Below are 17,455 nucleotides of genomic sequence, written 5' to 3'. Positions count from 1 at the left end.
TTCATGGCTGAAGCTGCTCCTCCAATTTTGCAGGAGCACTTCAACCATGACCGACCACCCCGCCCCACCCGCGCTGGCAGGCTCGGTGTACACCTTCACCCTCGCCAACGGCCTGCGCGTCTACCTGCGTGAAGACAACCGCGCGCCGCTGGTCAGCGTGCAGCTGTGGTACCACGTAGGCTCCAGCTACGAGCCTGAGGGCCACACCGGCCTGTCCCACGCCCTGGAGCATCTGCTGTTCGAGGGCAGCAGCAAACTGGCTCCAGGCCAGTATTCAGCCCTCATGAGCCGCCTGGGCGGTGACCCAAATGCCTTTACCTACCCCGATGCCACGGTCTTTCCGCTGACTTTGCCACGCAACCGCCTGGAAATTGCCTTGGAGGCGCTGGCCGACGTCATGGCCAGCGCCACCCTCAGCGACATGCCTTTTGCCCGTGAACTGGCAGTAGTCATGGCCGAGCGCCGCGAGGATATCGACAACAGCCCCTTGGCACTGGCAGTGGAACATCACCAGTTGCTGGTCTATGGCAACAGCGGCTATGGCAACCCCGTGACCGGCCACAAGACCGACCTCGACCATATGACCCCGACGGCGGCGCGCACCTGGTACCAGACCTGGTACCACCCCAACAATGCCACGCTCGCCGTGGCTGGTGACATTGCCCTGGCCCAGCTGCAAAAGCTGGTTACACGGCACTTTGCAGCGATCCCCGCCAACCGCCTGCCAACACGGCAAAAACCCACAATGCCTTCTGGGCAGGTTCGGCGCAGCCAGACCCTGCGCTGGCATGGCCTGAACACCGGCGTGCTCATCAGCTTCAACCTTCCCAGCCAATGCACCGCCCGCTCTGGCTCACAAGCCTGCGCACTGCGCCTGCTGCCGGACATTCTTGCTGAAGGCCACGCCAGCACGCTGCAGCGCCTGTTGATACAAGACACTCCGCTGCTACAGGGCCTGAGAGCGACCTATGAGCCATGGCAGCGCGGTGACAGCCTGCTGACCTTGTACGCGTTCTGCAGCCCGCAGGTTACGCCGGAGGCAGCAGCCGAAAGGCTGATGCAGGAAATCGAAGCGTTCCGCCAGTCGGCCCCCTCCAAGGAAGATCTTCAACGCGCCAAGGCTCGCCTGCTGGCCAGGCAACTATTCGCAAGAGACGACATCGGCAAACAGGCAGAGGCCATCGGCAAACAGGCCGCCTGCGGTCTGGACCCCGTTGCCCTGGACGATGAGCGACAAGCCATCGAAGCCGTGACAGCCGAGCAGGTAGGCCTGATTGCGCTGGAATTCCTGACTGAAGCCCGTGCGGCCTTCACCTTCATGCACCACAAGGAAAGTACCGATGAATGACAAGATCGCGAGCATCCCGCAACCGGCTGTAGCCAACGGAAGTCACAGTGGTCTGGTCTCGGTCCAAGGCGTTGATCTGGACCAGCTCGAAACCCCTCAGACGCAGGTGCAGGCGTGGACCACGGAAGCAGGTACAGGCGTGAAGTTCGTCGAAGCCCGCGGGCTGCCTATCGTCGATGTGGTCTTGCGGTTCAAGGCAGGCACGGCCCAGGACACCTTGCAACCCGGCCTGGCAGCCTTGACGCTGTACATGCTCGACGAGGGCAGCCGGCGCTATACCAGCGCCAGGCAAGCTGAGGGCATGGAGCGCCTGGGCGCGATCATGGAAAAGCAGATACGCCTGGAGCATGCAACGCTGAGCCTGCGCAGCGTGAGCACGAAAACGATACTCACACCAGCCCTGGACCTGTTTACCGACCTTGTGGCAAACCCGGCTTTCCCCGCGCCTGCCCTGGAAAAGATCAAGCGCCAGCTCGTGCAGCACAACGCATCCCGCGAACGGCGCCCCAGGCTCAGGGCGCGTAGCGAGGCGTTTCGCCATCTGTTCCAGGGCCATCCCTATGGCAACCCGCTGGGCAGCACCATTCAAGGCGTGAACGCCGTCAGCCCTGAAGACTTGCGGGCATTCCACCAACGCGCCTACAGCGCCAGCAACCTGGAAATGGTGCTTGTCGGGGACCTGACCCTGAGCGAGGCGCAAGCCATCGCGCAACAGATCAGCCAAGCCCTGCCGCAAGGCTGGTCCGCCGCTGACCTGCCAGCCGTTCCGGAAGCTACCCATGCAACCATCAACGTCGAACAGCCCGGCAACAGCAGCGCAGTGCTGCTGGCATTGCCCATGAACGTTCCCGCCAATGACCCGGATTTCCCAGCCATTGTGCTAGCCAGTGAAGTGTTGGCTTCAGGCCTTGAATCGCGCCTGATGGTGGAACTGCGCCAACGTCGCGGGTTGACCTACGGCATCTACAGCCGCGCTTCGCCGTTGAGTGCCGGCGGGCTGTTCACCATAGAGTGGGACATCGCGCCACGGTACGTGCAATGCTCGCAGGAACTGGTAGCAACCTTGCTGTGCGATTTCATCGAGCAAGGGCCAACCAAGGCCGAACTGCAGCTGGCGTGCAAACAGCTGGCCGGGCAATTACTGCGTGGTGTGGCGCAAAACAACAGCCTGGCAGCATTGCTGACGGAGATAACCCACCAACATCAGCCTGCAGACCACCTGAACAGCTACATCGAGCGCATCGGTAGGCTGAGCCCGGCAGATATCTGCGCGGCGATGCAAGACCGTCTCGACTTGAACTGCGAGGTACTGGTCAGTGTCGGCCCACGTGTCGACCAGCAACCGCTGCCAGCCACCGACCAATAGCGCAGGTACAGTGGCGTTGTTTCATGGCACTCTAGGCAGGCACATCACGAGTCGCCTAGCATGCCCAGCCCCAGCGCCACATTCCGCCCGGCCATCGGCCTGTCCAACCCCCACCTGCAAACTCTGTGGGGGCCACTGTGGCGCAAGCTGCCTGAGCTGCAGCGCAACCGCGAGCGGCTATGGCTGGCCGATGGCGACTTCATCGACCTGGACTGGCACGGCCCGCACCAGCCCCACGCGCCGTTGGTACTGGTGCTGCACGGTTTGACCGGCTCCTCCCACTCGCCCTACGTCAAAGGCTTGCAGCAAGCGCTGCAAGGCCTCGGCTGGGCCAGCGTGGCGGTGAACTGGCGCGGTTGCTCGGGCGAGCCCAACCTGCTGCCACGCAGCTACCATTCCGGCGCCAGCGAAGACCTGGCCGAAATCGTCAGCCACCTGCGCGCCCAGCGCCCGTTGGCGCCGTTGTATGCGGTGGGTTATTCGCTGGGGGGCAATGTGCTGCTGAAATACCTGGGCGAAAGCGGTGTCGCCAGCCAGTTGCAGGCTGCGGTAGCGGTGTCGGTGCCGTTTCGCCTGGACCACTGCGCCGACCGCATCGGCCAGGGCTTTTCAAAGGTGTACCAGGCGCATTTCATGCGCGAGATGCTGGCTTATGTGCAGCTCAAGCAGCGGCACTTCCACGACAAGGGCCAGCATGAAGGGCTGGCGACGCTGCAACGGCTGGGGCCGTTGGGCAACCTGCGCACGTTCTGGGATTTCGACGGCAAGGTCACCGCACCGCTGAACGGTTTTCGCGATGCGCACGACTACTACCGCCGCTCATCGAGTCATTTCTTCCTCGGCCAGAACCGCACGCCGACGCTGATCATCCACTCCAGCGATGACCCTTTCGTCTCCGGCCACAGCCTGCCAACGGCCCGCGAACTGGCGCCGCAAACCCGCTTCGAACTGCACAGCCGCGGCGGCCATGTGGGCTTTGTCGATGGCAGCCTGCGCAACCCGGGCTATTACCTGGAGCGGCGGATTCCACAGTGGCTGGTGGAGGGCACATAAGCGATTGTTTTGCAGGAACCCTGTGGGAGCGGGCGCGCCCGCGAACACCGGCGCAGCCGGTGCCAGCCACCGCGTTGCATGCTTCGCGGGCTCGCCCGCTCCCACAGGGCCTGGGCGATCTCCTACAGGATTTGACCGGCTTACTCGCCAGTGGCTACGCCATGCTGCGGATCGTTGATCCACTCACTCCACGACCCGGCATACAGCTTGCCCAGCGGGTACCCGGCCAACGCCAGGGCAAACAGGTTATGACACGCCGTCACCCCTGACCCGCAATACGCCACCAACTGCTCCGGCGCCCGCCCGGCCAGCTTTTCGGCAAAGCGCTGTTTTAGCTGGTCCGGCTGCAGAAAACGCCCATCAGCCCCCAGGTTGTCGGTAAACGCCGCGCACTGCGCCCCCGGAATATGCCCCGCCACCGGGTCGATCGGTTCCACTTCGCCACGGAAACGCGGCAAGGCACGCGCATCGATCAAGGTCAGGTCTGCGTTACCCAAGCGCTTGGCCAGGTGCTCGGCATCGATCAGCAGCTTGCCGTCCGGCTCACCGTTGAAGGTGCCTTCCCGCTTGAGCGGCGGGTCCAGGCTGAGCGGCAGGTGCGCCGCATGCCAGGCCTTCAGGCCACCGTCGAGGATCGCCACGCCGCTGCGCTTGCCCAGCCAGGCCAGCAGCCACCAGGCACGGGCAGCAAAAGCGCCAGGGCCGTCGTCGTACAGCACCACCTCGCTGTCATCGTCCAGGCCCCACTCTCGCAGGCGCTCGACCAGCCGGCGCGCATCCGGCAACGGGTGGCGCCCGGTACGCCCCTTGCTCACCGGCCCGCTGAGGTCACGCTCCAGGTCGGCAAAATGCGCCCCGGCAATATGCCCCTGGGCATAGCTGCGTTGGCCATAGTCCACATCCTCGAGGGCAAAGCGGCAGTCGAGGATCACCAACTTGGGCGAGCCCAGACGCTCGGCCAACTGCTGCGGGGTGATCAATTGCGCAAGGGGCATGACAATCTCCTGATCGATGGCACTATCGATAGCACTTAGGCCCTGGGTTAGTGCTCCAGGGCCTGGTTGAACGGTACATGGAATTCCTGGCACAGGGCGTCCACGGCATTGCGGGCGTTGTCGGTGACGAAGCCGAGCTCCAGCACCAGTACCTGGTAGACGCCGCGCTTGAAGGCTTCTTCACCCAGGTGCGCGGAATGCTCCCGCGTGGTGCTGAGAAAACGTACCCAGGACGTCAACACGATCCAGGCGTTGATGGTCAGCGATTCGATCTGCGCTGGTGCCATGGCCAGGATGCCCGCCTCGACAAAGCCGCGGTAGATCGCCTGGCCCTGGCGCAGGCAGCGCTCGGAAAAGCGCCGATAACGGGCGGCCAGCTCCGGGTCGCTGTCCAGCAGGTGCTCCAGGTCGCGGTGCAGAAAACGGTAGTTCCACATCGCCGCCAGCAGGGCCTTGAGGTAGAAGCGCTTGTCCTCCACGGTCGCCGCGCGGCCTTGCGGCGGGCGCAGGAAGCTGTCCACCAGTTCTTCGTACTGGCTGAACAGCAAAGCGATGATCGCCTGCTTGTTGGGGAAGTGGTAATACAGGTTGCCGGGCGAAATTTCCATGTGCGCGGCAATGTGATTGGTACTGACGCTGCGTTCGCCCTGCTGGTTGAACAGCTCGAGGCTGTTCTGCACGATGCGCTCTCGGGTCTTCATGCGCGGGGCCATGCTCAGCTCCCAGTCTGCGGGCCTTCATCAAAGGGTCATCTTACGGCGTATTGGCGGTGGAATGCACCGCTCGACAACGCGGAAAAATTCGCACCATCGTACAAATTAGAGTATAGGCTCTAGGGATTCCCTGCCCGGACTCGACGCCGCCATGAACTCGCCCAGTGCCTTGCCCCCTGTGCAATCCGACCTCGACCTTGCGGCGACGTTCGCCACCCAGCGCCAGGCCTTTGCCGGCAACCCATTGCCAGCGGCGGCGCAGCGGCGCCAATGGCTGAAAAGCCTGCGGGAAGCCTTGCTGGCCGGCCAGGCCGACCTGATTGAGGCAATCGGCCAGGACTTTGAGGGGCGCAGCGCCGACGAGACCCTGCTGGCCGAGCTGCTACCCTCGGTGCAAGGCCTGCGCCACGCCGAAAAGCACCTGCAGCGCTGGATGCGCGCCAGCCGGCGCAAGGTAGGCCTGGCCTTCCAGCCGGCCAGCGCTCAGGTGCGCTACCAACCCCTGGGCGTGGTCGGCATCATCGTGCCGTGGAACTACCCGCTGTTCCTTGCCATCGGCCCGCTGACCTGCGCCCTGGCCGCCGGCAACCGGGTCATGCTCAAGCTCAGCGAAGCCACCCCTGCCACTGGCCAGGCGCTCAAGCAACTGCTGGAGCAGGTGTTCCCCACCGACCTGGTCAGCGTGGTGCTAGGCGAGGTCGAGGTAGGCCAGGCCTTTGCCCGCCTGCCGTTCGATCACCTGCTGTTCACCGGCGCCACCAGCGTGGGGCGCCAGGTAATGCTGGCTGCAGCGCACAACCTGACCCCCGTCACCCTGGAACTGGGTGGCAAGTCGCCGGCCATAGTCTCTGCCGACGTACCGCTGGACAGCGCCGCCGAGCGCATCGCCTTCGGCAAGACCCTCAATGCCGGCCAGACCTGCGTCGCCCCCGACTACGTGCTGGTGCCACGCGAGCGCCTGGAGGCCTTCAGCGACGCCTACCAGCGTGCCGTGCGCCGGCTGTATCCGCGCATCGCCGGCAACCCCGACTTCACCGCCATCATCAACCAGCGCCAGCTGCAGCGCTTGCAACATCTACTGGACGATGCCCACGCCAAAGGTGCGCAGGTACTCGACCTGTACCCCGGTGAAACCCGCCAGGGCCGGCGCCTGCCACCCCACCTGCTGCTGGGGGTGAACGACGGCATGCAGGTGATGCAGGACGAAATCTTCGGCCCATTGCTGCCGCTGGTGCCCTACGACAGCCTCGAGCAGGCACTGGCCTACATCAACCAGCGCCCGCGCCCGCTGGCGCTTTACTACTTCGGCTATGACCGCGCAGCCCAGGAGCAGGTGCTGCGCCACACCCACTCCGGCGGAGTGTGCCTGAACGACACCCTGCTGCACGTGGCCCAGGATGACTTGCCGTTCGGCGGCATAGGCCCTTCAGGCATGGGCCATTACCATGGCCACGACGGCTTCCTGACCTTCAGCAAGGCCAAGGCGGTGCTGGCCAAGCAACGCTTCAACGCTGCCCGGCTGATCTACCCGCCTTATGGCAAAGCCTTGCAGCGCCTGGTCTTCAAGCTTTTCATCCGCTGAGGGCCGGCCCATGCACCGCCGCGAACTGCTGCGCTTCAGCCTTGGCGCCAGCGTCTTTCTGGCCGGTACCAGCCTGGTCGGCTGCAGCGCACAGACAGCCGCAACGGGTTACCAGGTACTGCGCGACGACGACTTGCCGCTGCTGCGCGCGCTGATCCCGGTGGTACTGGCCGGCACCCAGGCCGCCGAGACACTGGTGCTGCATAGCCTCGACCACAAGCTGGCGGCGCTATCGCCGGAAATGCTCAAACTCACCCGGCAATTGTTCGACGTGCTCAACCTGCCACTCACCCGCGGCCCCCTGACCGGGGTCTGGGGCGCCTGGGAGCAAGCCGGCACTGCGCAGGTCACGGCCTTCCTGCAACGTTGGCAGGACAGCTCGCTGAACCTGCTGCGCATGGGCCACGCCTCGCTGCTGCAGTTGCTGCAGATGGCCTGGTACGAACGCCCCGAATCCTGGGCTGCCTGCGGCTACCCCGGGCCACCGAAAATCTGAAAACAACAAGAGCAGCGCCAATGCCTGTACCCGACCCGTTTCGCCAAGGCCTGGAAAGCGGCTGGATCACCCACGACGCCTCGCGCCTGGAGCACGACCTCACGCTGGAAGCCGACGTTGCCGTGATCGGCAGCGGTGCCGGTGGCGCTACCAGCGCGCAAATGCTCAGCACTGCCAGCTTCAAGGTGCTGCTGATCGAAGAAGGCCCGCTGAAGACCAGCAGCGATTTCCACCTGCTGGAAAACGAAGCCTATGCCAGCCTGTACCAGGAAGGCCTGGGCCGCATGAGCAAGGATGGCGCCATCACCATCCTCCAGGGCCGCGCCGTGGGCGGCACCACGCTGGTCAACTGGACCTCGAGCTTTCGCACGCCGCCACAGACCCTGGCGCACTGGGCCGCAGCCCACAACGTGACCGGCCTGGGCGAGGAGCAGATGCGCCCCTGGTTCGAGCGCATCGAGCAGGAACTGGGCATCACCCCCTGGGCCCTGCCACCGAACGCCAACAACGACGTGCTGCGCCGTGGCTGCGAACAGCTGGGCTACCGCTGGGCGGTGATCCCGCGCAACGTGCGCGGCTGCTGGAACCTGGGCTACTGCGGCATGGGTTGCCCGGTGAATGCCAAGCAGTCGATGCTGGTCACGCGTATTCCCGCCACCCTCGAACAGGGCGGCGAGCTGCTGTACCTGGCTCGGGCCGAACGCTTCGAACACAACGGCGAGCGCATTCAGGGCCTGTCATGCCAAGCGCTGGATAGCCAGGGCGTGCACACCACGGGCCGTCAGATCCGCGTTCGCGCGCGTCACTACATCCTTGCCGGTGGCGGCATCAACAGCCCGGCCCTGCTGCTGCGTTCCGACGCGCCCGACCCGCATGGCCGCCTGGGCAAACGCACCTTCCTGCACCTGGTCAACTTCAGCGCAGCACGCTTCAACGACCGTATCGACCCCTACTACGGCGCCCCGCAGTCCATCTACAGCGACCATTTCCAATGGCAAGGCGGCAGCGACGGCCCGGTTGGCTACAAGCTGGAAGTACCACCGCTGCACCCCGCCCTGGCCAGCACGCTGCTGGGCGGGCACGGCCACGAGAATGCCCGGCGCATGGCCGAGCTGCCACATACCCACGTGATGCTGGCGCTGCTGCGTGACGGCTTCCACCCACAAAGCCAGGGCGGGGCCGTGGAGCTGCGCGGCGATGGCTCACCGGTGCTCGATTACCCGGTCACCGACTACCTGCGCGACGGCCTGCGCCGCGCCTACCGCAGCATGGCGCAGATCCAGTTCGCCGCCGGCGCCACCCAGGTCACCCCCGTGCACAGCGATGCCAGCGCCGCGTCCAGCCTGGAGCAGGCCTTGGCCATGATCGACCAGTTGCGCCTGGAGCCGTTCCGCACGCGCCTGGGCAGCGCTCACGTGATGGGTGGCTGCGCCCTCGGCGACGACCCGCGCCAGGCGGTATGCGACAGCCTTGGCCGCCATCACCAGCTGGAAAACCTGTCGGTTCACGACGGCTCGCTGTTCCCCACCAGTATCGGCGCCAACCCGCAACTGTCGGTGTATGCCATCAGCGCCAGGCTCACCGAAGCGCTGGTCGCCCGCCTGGCACACAGCGCATGACAAGGAACAGGCCCCCTGTCTATAGTGCCATCAGCCGGCCGCATGACTTGGCCGGGGCGCCGTCGCTGCGCTACCATCCGACTCCCCAACGCACTCCAGCCAGGATGACGCGATGAACCGAGTGTTGTACCCGGGTACTTTCGACCCCATTACCAAAGGCCATGGCGACCTGGTCGAGCGCGCCTCGCGGTTGTTCGACCACGTGATCATCGCGGTGGCGGCCAGCCCGAAGAAAAACCCGCTGTTCCCGCTGGAACAACGGGTGGAGCTCGCCCGTGAGGTCACCAAGCACCTGCCCAATGTCGAAGTCATCGGCTTCTCCTCGCTGCTGGCGCATTTCGCCAAGGAACAGGGCGCCAACGTCTTCCTGCGTGGCCTGCGCGCGGTGTCCGACTTCGAGTACGAGTTCCAGCTGGCGAACATGAACCGGCAACTGGCTCCCGACGTCGAGAGCCTGTTCCTCACGCCTTCGGAGCGCTATTCGTTCATTTCCTCGACCCTGGTCCGGGAAATTGCCGCGCTGGGCGGTGATATCAGCAAGTTCGTCCACCCGGTGGTGGCCGAGGCGCTGACCGAACGCTTCAAGAAGTGACCTTTAGCGGCTGATCATCGCGCCCGCGTGCACTGCGGGCGCGAATGCGGCACAATTGTGCCCACTGCGTTGAACATGCCCGGGCGCAGAGCCCCGGCCGGAGTCCCCATGTCCCTGATCATCACCGACGATTGCATCAACTGCGACGTCTGCGAACCCGAGTGCCCGAACGAGGCCATCTCCCAAGGCGAAGAGATCTACGTGATCGACCCTAACCTGTGCACCCAGTGCGTGGGCCATTACGACGAGCCGCAATGCCAGCAGGTCTGCCCGGTCGACTGCATCCCGCTGGATGAAGCGCACCCGGAAACCGAAGAAGAGCTGATGGCCAAGTACCGCCGGATTACTGGCAAGGCCTGATCCGCTCGGCCCTACGCTGTACCTGTAGGAGCGGCCTTGTGTCGCGATGGGGTGCGAAGCGCCCCCAAATTTCAGCTCCGCAGCAGAAATTGCCGGGGCCGCTTCACGGCCCATCGCGACACAAGGCCGCTCCTACAAGTTTCCGCGTGACTTGCCTCAGCGCTGGCAGCGCGGGCAATACACACTCGCCCTCTGCCCCAGCTTCACCTCGCGCAACTCCGTGCCACACAGCTTGCACGGCTGCCCGCCCCGCCCGTACACGAACAATTCCTGCTGGAAGTACCCCGGCTGCCCGTCGCCACCGATGAAGTCGCGTAGCGTGGTGCCGCCCTGCTCGATCGCCGCCGCCAGCACGCGCTTGATCTCGATCGCCAGCTTCAGGTAACGCGCCCGGGAAATCCCGCCCGCTTCCCGACGAGGGTCGATGCCAGCGGCAAACAGCGCCTCGGTGGCGTAGATGTTGCCCACCCCCACCACCACCGCGTTGTCCATGATGAACGGCTTGACCGCCATCGACCGCCCACGGGACAGCTGGAACAGCCGCTCGCCGTCGAACAGGTCGGTCAGCGGCTCCGGCCCCAGGCGCAGCAGCAGTTCGTGGTTGAGCGGGTCCAGGCTCCACAGCATCGCGCCAAAGCGGCGCGGGTCGGTGTAGCGCAGCATCAACCCCGACTCCAGCTCGATATCCACGTGCTCATGCTTGGCCGCCGGCAAGCCCAGCTCGACCAGGCGAAGGTTGCCCGACATGCCCAGGTGGCTGATCAGGGTGCCGACCTCGGCATTGATCAACAGGTACTTGGCGCGCCGCTCGACACTGACGATGCGCTGCCCCGACAGGCGCACATCCAGGTCTTCCGGAATCGGCCAGCGCAGGCGCCGGTCACGCACCACCACCCGGCTGACGCGCTGGCCTTCCAGGTGGGGCGCAATACCGCGCCGGGTGGTTTCTACTTCTGGCAATTCCGGCATGTGTCAGTGCCCGCCCAACTCGCGAATGTTCTGCTTGAGGTTTTCGAAATCGTATTCCGACAAGCCAATGTAATCGAGCACCAGCGGGCCGACCACATTCCATTCGTGGTCCACTGCCTGGTTGCCCAGCACCCGGTACGACGCGCAGATGTGCTCGGCCATCTTCAGCACCGCCAGCAGGTTTTTAAGCTGGCTCTGGGTATTGCGCGAACTCTCGTCGCGGAACACCGCCAGGGCGTTGTGGTGGTTGGCAATGGCCGCGCTGAGGTGCTCGGGCAGGCGCCAGGACTTGGCAGTGAAATAGCCGACCACCGAATGATTGGTATTGAACGCGCGGTTTTCGGTGTCGACCACGCGGGTTTCCTCGTCGGCCTTGGCATAGGCCTCTTCCAGCACATCCATGTAGTCGGGGAAGCGCTTGAGCATCAGCGGCACGCCACAGTCATGGAACAGGCCCAGGGTGTAGGCCTCGTCCGCCGCCTGGATGCCGGTGCGCTTGGCCAGTGTCAGGCAGGTCATCGCCACGTCCTGGGCGGTGTCCCAGAAGCGGTTGAGGGTAACGATGGTCTCGTCGCTCATCTCGCCCTTGATCGACTGGGCGTTGATCAGGTTGATGATCGAACGGCTGCCCAGCAGGTTCACCGCGCGCTGGATCGAACCGATCTTGTTGGAAAGGCCGAAATGCGGGGAGTTGACCAGCTTGAGCAAGGCGCCCGAGAGGCCCGGGTCCTGGGAAATCAGCTTGGCGATGGTTTCCAGGTCCGGGTCAGGCATGTACTGCTCGAACTGCAGATCGACCATGATCTGCGGTTGCGGCGGGATGGTGATGCCTTGCAAGGCTTGCTGGATCTGTTCGGCGCTGAGTTCTTGGGACATACGTGCACACTCGTTTGGGACCGGCGATTCTAACCCTCCAGACCGGAAAGGGACCAACCACTGAATCGTTGCGCCGGAACTTTACTCTATCCATGCGGGCCTCTCTCTCATATTCATCAAGGAAAGGAGCAAGGCCCATGAGTACAGAACTGAACGGCAAGCGAGTGGCTTTCCTGGTCACCGACGGCTTCGAGCAAGTGGAACTGACAGGCCCTCGCGAAGCCCTGGAACAGAGCGGCGCGGTGGTGGACATCCTCAGCGACAAGGAGGGCACGGTACGCGGCTGGAACCACGACCAGCCGGCCGACGCATTCGCCGTGGACGCAACCTTCGAAAGCGCCCACCTGGACCTCTACGATGCCCTGGTGCTGCCCGGCGGCGTGCAAAACTCTGACACGATTCGGTTGATCCCCGCCGCGCAGAAACTGGTGAAAAGCCACGATTCGGCTGGCAAGCCGCTGGCGGTGATCTGCCACGGTGGCTGGTTGCTGGTGTCGTGCGGGTTAGCCAAGGGCAAGCGGCTGACCAGCTACAAGACCCTGCAGGACGACATCCGCAATGCCGGCGGAGACTGGGTGGATGAAGAAGTGGTAGTCGATGGCAACCTGATCACCAGCCGCCAACCCGACGACATTCCGGCGTTCAACCAGCAACTGATCAAGGCATTGGCAGCCTGACGCCATCTCATGGCCTACGCGAGGCCTGCAGGAGCGGCCTTGTGTCGCGAAAGGGCCGCAAAGCGGCCCCGGCAATCCATGCAGCGCTGCTGAAACCCTGGGGCTGCTGCGCAGCCCTTTCGCGACACAAGGCCGCTCCCACAACGGGCATGCGGCCCGGCAACAGGCTATAATCCCGCTCTTTTTTCCCGGAGCGACGTCATGTCCCTGCCCAGCCTACGCCTCAAAGCCAATGCCGACCGCCGCCTGCGCGCCGGCCACCTGTGGGTCTACAGCAACGAAGTCGACGTAAGCGCGACCCCGCTGCAAGGCTTCCAGGCCGGCCAGCAGGCTGTTCTCGAGGCGGCCAACGGCAAGCCGCTGGGTATCGTCGCACTGAGCCCGAACAACCTGATCTGCGCCCGCCTGCTGTCGCGCGACGCCAAGCTGCCGCTGGACAAGTCGCTGCTGGTGCACCGCCTGAACGTCGCCCTGTCGCTGCGCCAGCGCCTGTTCGACCAACCGTGCTACCGCCTGGTCTATGGCGATTCCGACCTGTTGCCAGGCCTGGTTGTCGACCGCTTCTTCGACATCCTCGTGGTGCAATTGGCCTCGGCCACCATGGAAGCGCACAAGGACGACGTGATTGCAGCCCTGGTACAGGTGCTCAAGCCAAGCGGCATCCTGTTCAAGAACGACTCCTCCGCACGTGACGCCGAAGGCCTGCAGCGCTATGTCGAGACCGTCTATGGCGAAGTGCCGGACTGGGTGCCGCTGGAAGAAAACGGCGTCAAGTTCGAAGCCCCGGTACGCGAAGGCCAGAAGACCGGCTGGTTCTACGACCACCGCATGAACCGTGCACGCCTGGCACCGTACGTGAAAGGCAAGCGCGTGCTCGACCTGTTCAGCTACATCGGTGGCTGGGGCGTGCAAGCCGGTGCCTTCGGCGCCAGCGAAGTGTTCTGCGTCGACGCCTCGGGCTTCGCCCTGGACGGCGTGGAGCGTAACGCCGCGCTGAACGGCATCAGCGAGAAACTGACCTGCATCGAAGGCGATGTGTTCGAGGCCCTGCGCGAACTGAAGGCCGCCGAAGAGCGCTTCGACGTGATCATTGCCGACCCACCCGCCTTCATCAAGCGCAAGAAAGACCTGAAGAACGGTGAAGCGGCCTACCGCCGCCTGAACGAACAGGCCATGCGCATGCTGACCAAGGACGGCATCCTGGTCAGCGCCTCGTGCTCGATGCACCTGCCCGAGGACGACCTGCACAACATCCTGCTGACCAGCGCCCGTCACCTGGACCGCAACCTGCAGTTGCTCGAACGCGGCGGCCAGGGCCCGGACCACCCGGTGCACCCGGCCATCGCCGAAACCCGCTACATCAAGAGCATCACCTGCCGCTTGCTGCCAAACAGCTGATATCCGCTAAAAAGGGCCGCCAAGCGGCCCTTTCCTGCTGCAATCTCCCCGCCAGCTATCCACATCTGCATTCCCTCGCCGCGCCAGCGGTGTAGAATCGGCCTATTCATCGCCAGTCATCCCCGGCGGGTTTATGAGCTCTGCCCAAGCACGCGGCGATCCCGCGCGGTCTTCGGCCCCATCCGTGCCAGTGGCAACCGGCCTGCGGTACAAAGGACAAGAGAAGCTCACTCCCCTTTTTGTGACCTGATTAAGCCGCCAGGAGTGTTTCATGCCTGATTATCGTTCCAAGACTTCCACCCAAGGCCGCAACATGGCCGGCGCCCGTGCCCTGTGGCGCGCCACCGGGATGAAGGACGAAGATTTCAAGAAACCGATCATCGCCATCGCCAACTCGTTCACCCAGTTCGTCCCGGGTCACGTGCACCTGAAGGACCTGGGCCAGCTGGTCGCCCGCGAAATCGAACGCGCCGGTGGCGTGGCCAAGGAATTCAACACCATCGCGGTCGATGACGGCATCGCCATGGGCCACGACGGCATGCTCTACTCGCTGCCAAGCCGCGAGATCATCGCCGACGCCGTGGAGTACATGGTCAACGCCCACTGCGCCGACGCCATCGTGTGCATCTCCAACTGCGACAAGATCACCCCCGGCATGCTGATGGCCGCCCTGCGCCTGAACATCCCGGTAATCTTCGTCTCCGGCGGCCCGATGGAAGCCGGCAAGACCAAGCTGGCCAGCCACGGCCTGGACCTGGTCGACGCCATGGTCATTGCCGCCGACTCCTCGGCTTCCGACGAAAAAGTCGCCGAATACGAGCGCAGCGCCTGCCCGACTTGCGGTTCGTGCTCCGGCATGTTCACCGCCAACTCGATGAACTGCCTGACCGAAGCCCTGGGCCTGGCCCTGCCGGGCAACGGTTCGACCCTGGCCACCCACGCCGACCGCGAGCAGCTGTTCCTCACCGCCGGCCGCACCATCGTCGAGCTGTGCAAGCGCTACTACGGCGAGAACGATGAGTCGGTACTGCCGCGCAACATCGCCAACTTCAAGGCGTTCGAGAACGCCATGATGCTCGACATCGCCATGGGCGGCTCGACCAACACCATCCTGCACCTGCTGGCCGCCGCCCAGGAAGCCGAGGTGGCGTTCGACCTGCGCGACATCGACCGCCTGTCGCGCAAGGTGCCGCAGCTGTGCAAGGTTGCGCCGAACATCCAGAAATATCACATGGAAGACGTGCACCGTGCCGGCGGCATCTTCAGCATCCTCGGCTCGCTGGCCCGTGGCGGCCTGCTGCACACCGACCTGCCGACCGTGCACAGCCGCAGCATGGAAGAAGCCATCGCCAAGTGGGACATCACCCAGACCGATGACGAAGCCGTACACACCTTCTTCAAGGCCGGCCCTGCCGGCATCCCGACCCAGACGGCATTCAGCCAGTCGACCCGTTGGGAATCCCTGGATGACGACCGTGAGAACGGCTGCATCCGCAGTGTCGAGCACGCCTATTCGCAGGAAGGCGGCCTGGCCGTGCTGTACGGCAACATCGCGCTGGATGGCTGCGTGGTGAAAACCGCCGGTGTCGACGAGTCGATCCTGGTGTTCGAAGGCACCGCGAAGATCTTCGAAAGCCAGGACAGCGCCGTACGCGGCATCCTCGCCGACGAAGTGAAGGCCGGCGACATCGTGATCATCCGCTACGAAGGCCCGAAAGGTGGCCCGGGCATGCAGGAAATGCTGTACCCGACCTCGTACCTGAAGTCCAAGGGCCTGGGCAAGGCTTGCGCCCTGCTCACCGACGGCCGCTTCTCGGGCGGCACCTCGGGCCTGTCGATCGGCCATGCCTCGCCGGAAGCCGCCGCTGGCGGCGCCATCGGCCTGGTGCGCGACGGCGACAAGGTGCTGATCGACATCCCGAATCGTTCGATCAACCTGCAGGTCAGCGACGAAGAGCTGGCCGAGCGCCGTGTCGAGCAGGACAAAAAGGGCTGGAAACCGGCTGAAGTACGCCCACGCAAGGTGACCACCGCGCTGAAGGCCTATGCCCTGCTGGCGACCAGTGCCGACAAGGGCGCTGTGCGTAACAAGGCGATGCTGGAAGGGCTGTGAGGCTCTGACGGTATGAATGAAGAACCGGCGCCCTGGGCGCCGGTTTTTTATGCCTGTAAGGGCCCTTTCGCGGGTAAACCCGCTCCCACAGGTACAGTGCCTGGCTCAAAGGCTGCGGGGTCCTTGTGGGAGCGGGTTTACCCGCGAAGAGGCCAGCACAGGCACCACATGGCTTACTGAATCTGCTCCGGCGTCACGATCACCCAGTTCTTGTCCGCCGTCACCGGCAGCCCTTCCTTGGCCTGCGCCGCGGCATTCCTGGCAATCATCCCGTTCATCTGGTCCATGTACTTGGCCTTGCGGTTTATCCACAGGTGGATGCCGCCCTTGCCCACATCCACCCCATGAAACTGCATGTAGCCATCACTGGTCGGCGTATCGCCCCCCACCAGCACCGGTTTCTTCCACTCATCGATATAGGTCAGGATCGCCGCCTGCTTGCCTGCCATCCAGGTGGCCGGGGTCCACAGGTACGGGGTCAGCTCCAGCCCCACGTTGGCCTTGGCATCATAGTGCCCGGCGCTGATCTGCTTGCGCGCGGTGGTCAACTGGCCGCTAGCGCGGTCCTTCAGCAACAGGCTCACGCCAATCACATTCTGCGGCTTCACGTTGTAACCGTACTTGGGGTCCGACGCGACCATGCGCACCAGCTCCTCGGAAGCAGCGGATATCACATAGACCTCGATACCGTTCTCCATCAGCTTGTTGTACAGCTCGGCCTGGCCCTTGAAGACCTTGGGTGGCTGTACCTCGATGGCCTTGACCTGGTCCCCTTCGTAATAGGTGGCCGGGATCGGTTTGCCGGAGGCCATCAGCTCATCCACCTGCACTTTCAGCTCCTGCAGGGTAAAGCCGGAGAACACCTGGGCCACCCACGGGTAGCAGACCATGTCGTCCACTTCGCACAGCCGGTAGTAGTAACTGAACAGGCTTTCCTTGTGCTCGGCGGTGTCCTTGAACGGCATCAGCTTCAACGAGGGGTCGAGCTTGTCGCGGCTCAGCAGGCCCTTGTTTTCCATGAACGGCAGCAAGGCCTCTTCAAGGTCGTAGCGGTAACTGGTGTTGTCCATGTCGAAGACAGCGTAGTTACCCTTGTTGGTATTGGCGGCAATCATGCCGTCGAGCTGCCTGGCTGCCTCGGCGGGCCAGTGCTTGAGCTCGGTGGCGAAGGTTTCGATACTGAACAGCAGGGACAGGCCGATGGCGACGGCTTTCGGAGCGAACTTCATGTACGAATCTCCTGAAATGACCCCGAAACGCTAGTGCAACAATCCCCGCCGGCAGCCCTTGATAACGAC

General features: G+C 64.1%; 16 protein-coding genes. 11 read left to right on the top strand and 5 right to left on the bottom strand.

Annotated features, from left to right (window positions below):
• Positions 1-46 precede the first annotated feature (46 nt).
• Genes ACGLHT_RS02315 through ACGLHT_RS02305 form a run of 3 tightly spaced genes read left to right on the top strand, consistent with a single transcriptional unit; the run spans position 47 to position 3,767 of the window.
• Positions 47-1,348 (top strand): pitrilysin family protein, encoded by a 1,302-nt coding sequence (locus ACGLHT_RS02315; protein WP_274078232.1) that lies wholly within the window; start codon positions 47-49, stop codon positions 1,346-1,348.
• Positions 1,341-2,714, top strand: a complete 1,374-nt coding sequence (locus ACGLHT_RS02310) for a pitrilysin family protein (RefSeq protein WP_137162596.1) — start codon at positions 1,341-1,343, stop codon at positions 2,712-2,714. Before ACGLHT_RS02315 ends, ACGLHT_RS02310 begins: the two co-directional genes overlap by 8 nt.
• Before the next feature lie 60 nt (positions 2,715-2,774).
• Complete coding sequence (locus tag ACGLHT_RS02305; RefSeq protein ID WP_274119831.1) at positions 2,775-3,767, top strand: hydrolase; 993 nt, start codon at positions 2,775-2,777, stop codon at positions 3,765-3,767.
• A gap of 140 nt (positions 3,768-3,907) precedes the next feature.
• Here ACGLHT_RS02305 and ACGLHT_RS02300 read toward each other — a convergent pair whose 3' ends face one another.
• The gene (locus tag ACGLHT_RS02300; RefSeq protein ID WP_025340980.1) at positions 3,908-4,762 is read right to left on the bottom strand and encodes a sulfurtransferase; all 855 of its coding nucleotides are present in this window, start codon (positions 4,760-4,762) and stop codon (positions 3,908-3,910) included.
• A gap of 47 nt (positions 4,763-4,809) precedes the next feature.
• Entirely contained in the window at positions 4,810-5,475 is a 666-nt protein-coding gene (locus ACGLHT_RS02295; protein ID WP_025340981.1) for a TetR/AcrR family transcriptional regulator, read from the bottom strand.
• Between the two features lie 151 nt (positions 5,476-5,626).
• Between ACGLHT_RS02295 and ACGLHT_RS02290 the strand changes: the two genes are divergently transcribed.
• From ACGLHT_RS02290 to ACGLHT_RS02270, 5 genes are all read left to right on the top strand, one after another.
• Positions 5,627-7,057, top strand: coding sequence for a coniferyl aldehyde dehydrogenase (locus ACGLHT_RS02290; protein ID WP_137162598.1), 1,431 nt, complete (start codon positions 5,627-5,629; stop codon positions 7,055-7,057).
• A gap of 10 nt (positions 7,058-7,067) precedes the next feature.
• Positions 7,068-7,553 (top strand): twin-arginine translocation pathway signal protein, encoded by a 486-nt coding sequence (locus ACGLHT_RS02285; RefSeq protein WP_274078233.1) that lies wholly within the window; start codon positions 7,068-7,070, stop codon positions 7,551-7,553.
• Positions 7,554-7,573: 20 nt separating this feature from the next.
• Positions 7,574-9,172 (top strand): GMC family oxidoreductase, encoded by a 1,599-nt coding sequence (locus tag ACGLHT_RS02280; RefSeq protein ID WP_274119830.1) that lies wholly within the window; start codon positions 7,574-7,576, stop codon positions 9,170-9,172.
• A gap of 112 nt (positions 9,173-9,284) precedes the next feature.
• Positions 9,285-9,764, top strand: a complete 480-nt coding sequence (coaD, locus tag ACGLHT_RS02275; RefSeq protein WP_014861498.1) for a pantetheine-phosphate adenylyltransferase — start codon at positions 9,285-9,287, stop codon at positions 9,762-9,764.
• A gap of 108 nt (positions 9,765-9,872) precedes the next feature.
• The gene (locus ACGLHT_RS02270) at positions 9,873-10,124 is read left to right on the top strand and encodes a YfhL family 4Fe-4S dicluster ferredoxin (protein ID WP_013974644.1); all 252 of its coding nucleotides are present in this window, start codon (positions 9,873-9,875) and stop codon (positions 10,122-10,124) included.
• Between the two features lie 156 nt (positions 10,125-10,280).
• Here ACGLHT_RS02270 and mutM read toward each other — a convergent pair whose 3' ends face one another.
• Positions 10,281-11,093, bottom strand: coding sequence for a bifunctional DNA-formamidopyrimidine glycosylase/DNA-(apurinic or apyrimidinic site) lyase (gene mutM / locus ACGLHT_RS02265; protein ID WP_274119829.1), 813 nt, complete (start codon positions 11,091-11,093; stop codon positions 10,281-10,283).
• Positions 11,094-11,096: 3 nt separating this feature from the next.
• Positions 11,097-11,915: an HDOD domain-containing protein gene (locus ACGLHT_RS02260; protein ID WP_170929260.1), complete on the bottom strand. Its 819-nt coding sequence runs from the start codon at positions 11,913-11,915 to the stop codon at positions 11,097-11,099.
• Positions 11,916-12,106: 191 nt separating this feature from the next.
• Here ACGLHT_RS02260 and ACGLHT_RS02255 point away from each other — a divergent pair, with 191 nt between their 5' ends.
• The 3 genes from ACGLHT_RS02255 to ilvD all read left to right on the top strand — a co-directional run bounded on the left by ACGLHT_RS02255 (position 12,107) and on the right by ilvD (position 16,157).
• On the top strand, positions 12,107-12,646 hold the full coding sequence (locus ACGLHT_RS02255; protein ID WP_137162601.1) for a type 1 glutamine amidotransferase domain-containing protein: 540 nt from the start codon (positions 12,107-12,109) through the stop codon (positions 12,644-12,646).
• Between the two features lie 201 nt (positions 12,647-12,847).
• A complete protein-coding gene (locus ACGLHT_RS02250; RefSeq protein ID WP_013974648.1) occupies positions 12,848-14,044 on the top strand; it encodes a class I SAM-dependent rRNA methyltransferase in 1,197 nt (398 codons plus the stop codon).
• A 271-nt stretch (positions 14,045-14,315) separates the two neighbouring features.
• Complete coding sequence (gene ilvD, locus ACGLHT_RS02245) at positions 14,316-16,157, top strand: dihydroxy-acid dehydratase (RefSeq protein ID WP_025340988.1); 1,842 nt, start codon at positions 14,316-14,318, stop codon at positions 16,155-16,157.
• A gap of 173 nt (positions 16,158-16,330) precedes the next feature.
• Here the strand turns inward: ilvD and ACGLHT_RS02240 are convergent, their stop codons facing one another.
• Positions 16,331-17,386 (bottom strand): haloacid dehalogenase-like hydrolase, encoded by a 1,056-nt coding sequence (locus ACGLHT_RS02240; protein WP_137162602.1) that lies wholly within the window; start codon positions 17,384-17,386, stop codon positions 16,331-16,333.
• Positions 17,387-17,455: the final 69 nt, after the last annotated feature.

It is taken from the genome of Pseudomonas sp. PsB, assembly GCF_043658375.1.
Classification (GTDB): Bacteria; Pseudomonadota; Gammaproteobacteria; order Pseudomonadales; family Pseudomonadaceae; genus Aquipseudomonas; species Aquipseudomonas putida_Z.
This window is presented reverse-complemented; position numbering and strand designations above follow the sequence as displayed.

Bases quoted from the DNA above. Each gene is read 5' to 3' on its own strand.
- mutM (WP_274119829.1), bottom strand. From the start codon at position 11,093: ATGCCGGAATTGCCAGAAGTAGAAACCACCCGGCGCGGTATTGCGCCC.
- ACGLHT_RS02290 (WP_137162598.1), top strand. From the start codon at position 5,627: ATGAACTCGCCCAGTGCCTTGCCCCCTGTGCAATCCGACCTCGACCTT.
- ACGLHT_RS02305 (WP_274119831.1), top strand. From the start codon at position 2,775: ATGCCCAGCCCCAGCGCCACATTCCGCCCGGCCATCGGCCTGTCCAAC.
- ACGLHT_RS02255 (WP_137162601.1), top strand. From the start codon at position 12,107: ATGAGTACAGAACTGAACGGCAAGCGAGTGGCTTTCCTGGTCACCGAC.
- coaD (WP_014861498.1), top strand. From the start codon at position 9,285: ATGAACCGAGTGTTGTACCCGGGTACTTTCGACCCCATTACCAAAGGC.
- ACGLHT_RS02280 (WP_274119830.1), top strand. From the start codon at position 7,574: ATGCCTGTACCCGACCCGTTTCGCCAAGGCCTGGAAAGCGGCTGGATC.
- ACGLHT_RS02285 (WP_274078233.1), top strand. From the start codon at position 7,068: ATGCACCGCCGCGAACTGCTGCGCTTCAGCCTTGGCGCCAGCGTCTTT.
- ACGLHT_RS02250 (WP_013974648.1), top strand. From the start codon at position 12,848: ATGTCCCTGCCCAGCCTACGCCTCAAAGCCAATGCCGACCGCCGCCTG.
- ACGLHT_RS02315 (WP_274078232.1), top strand. From the start codon at position 47: ATGACCGACCACCCCGCCCCACCCGCGCTGGCAGGCTCGGTGTACACC.
- ACGLHT_RS02310 (WP_137162596.1), top strand. From the start codon at position 1,341: ATGAATGACAAGATCGCGAGCATCCCGCAACCGGCTGTAGCCAACGGA.
- ACGLHT_RS02295 (WP_025340981.1), bottom strand. From the start codon at position 5,475: ATGGCCCCGCGCATGAAGACCCGAGAGCGCATCGTGCAGAACAGCCTC.
- ACGLHT_RS02240 (WP_137162602.1), bottom strand. From the start codon at position 17,386: ATGAAGTTCGCTCCGAAAGCCGTCGCCATCGGCCTGTCCCTGCTGTTC.
- ACGLHT_RS02270 (WP_013974644.1), top strand. From the start codon at position 9,873: ATGTCCCTGATCATCACCGACGATTGCATCAACTGCGACGTCTGCGAA.
- ACGLHT_RS02300 (WP_025340980.1), bottom strand. From the start codon at position 4,762: ATGCCCCTTGCGCAATTGATCACCCCGCAGCAGTTGGCCGAGCGTCTG.
- ilvD (WP_025340988.1), top strand. From the start codon at position 14,316: ATGCCTGATTATCGTTCCAAGACTTCCACCCAAGGCCGCAACATGGCC.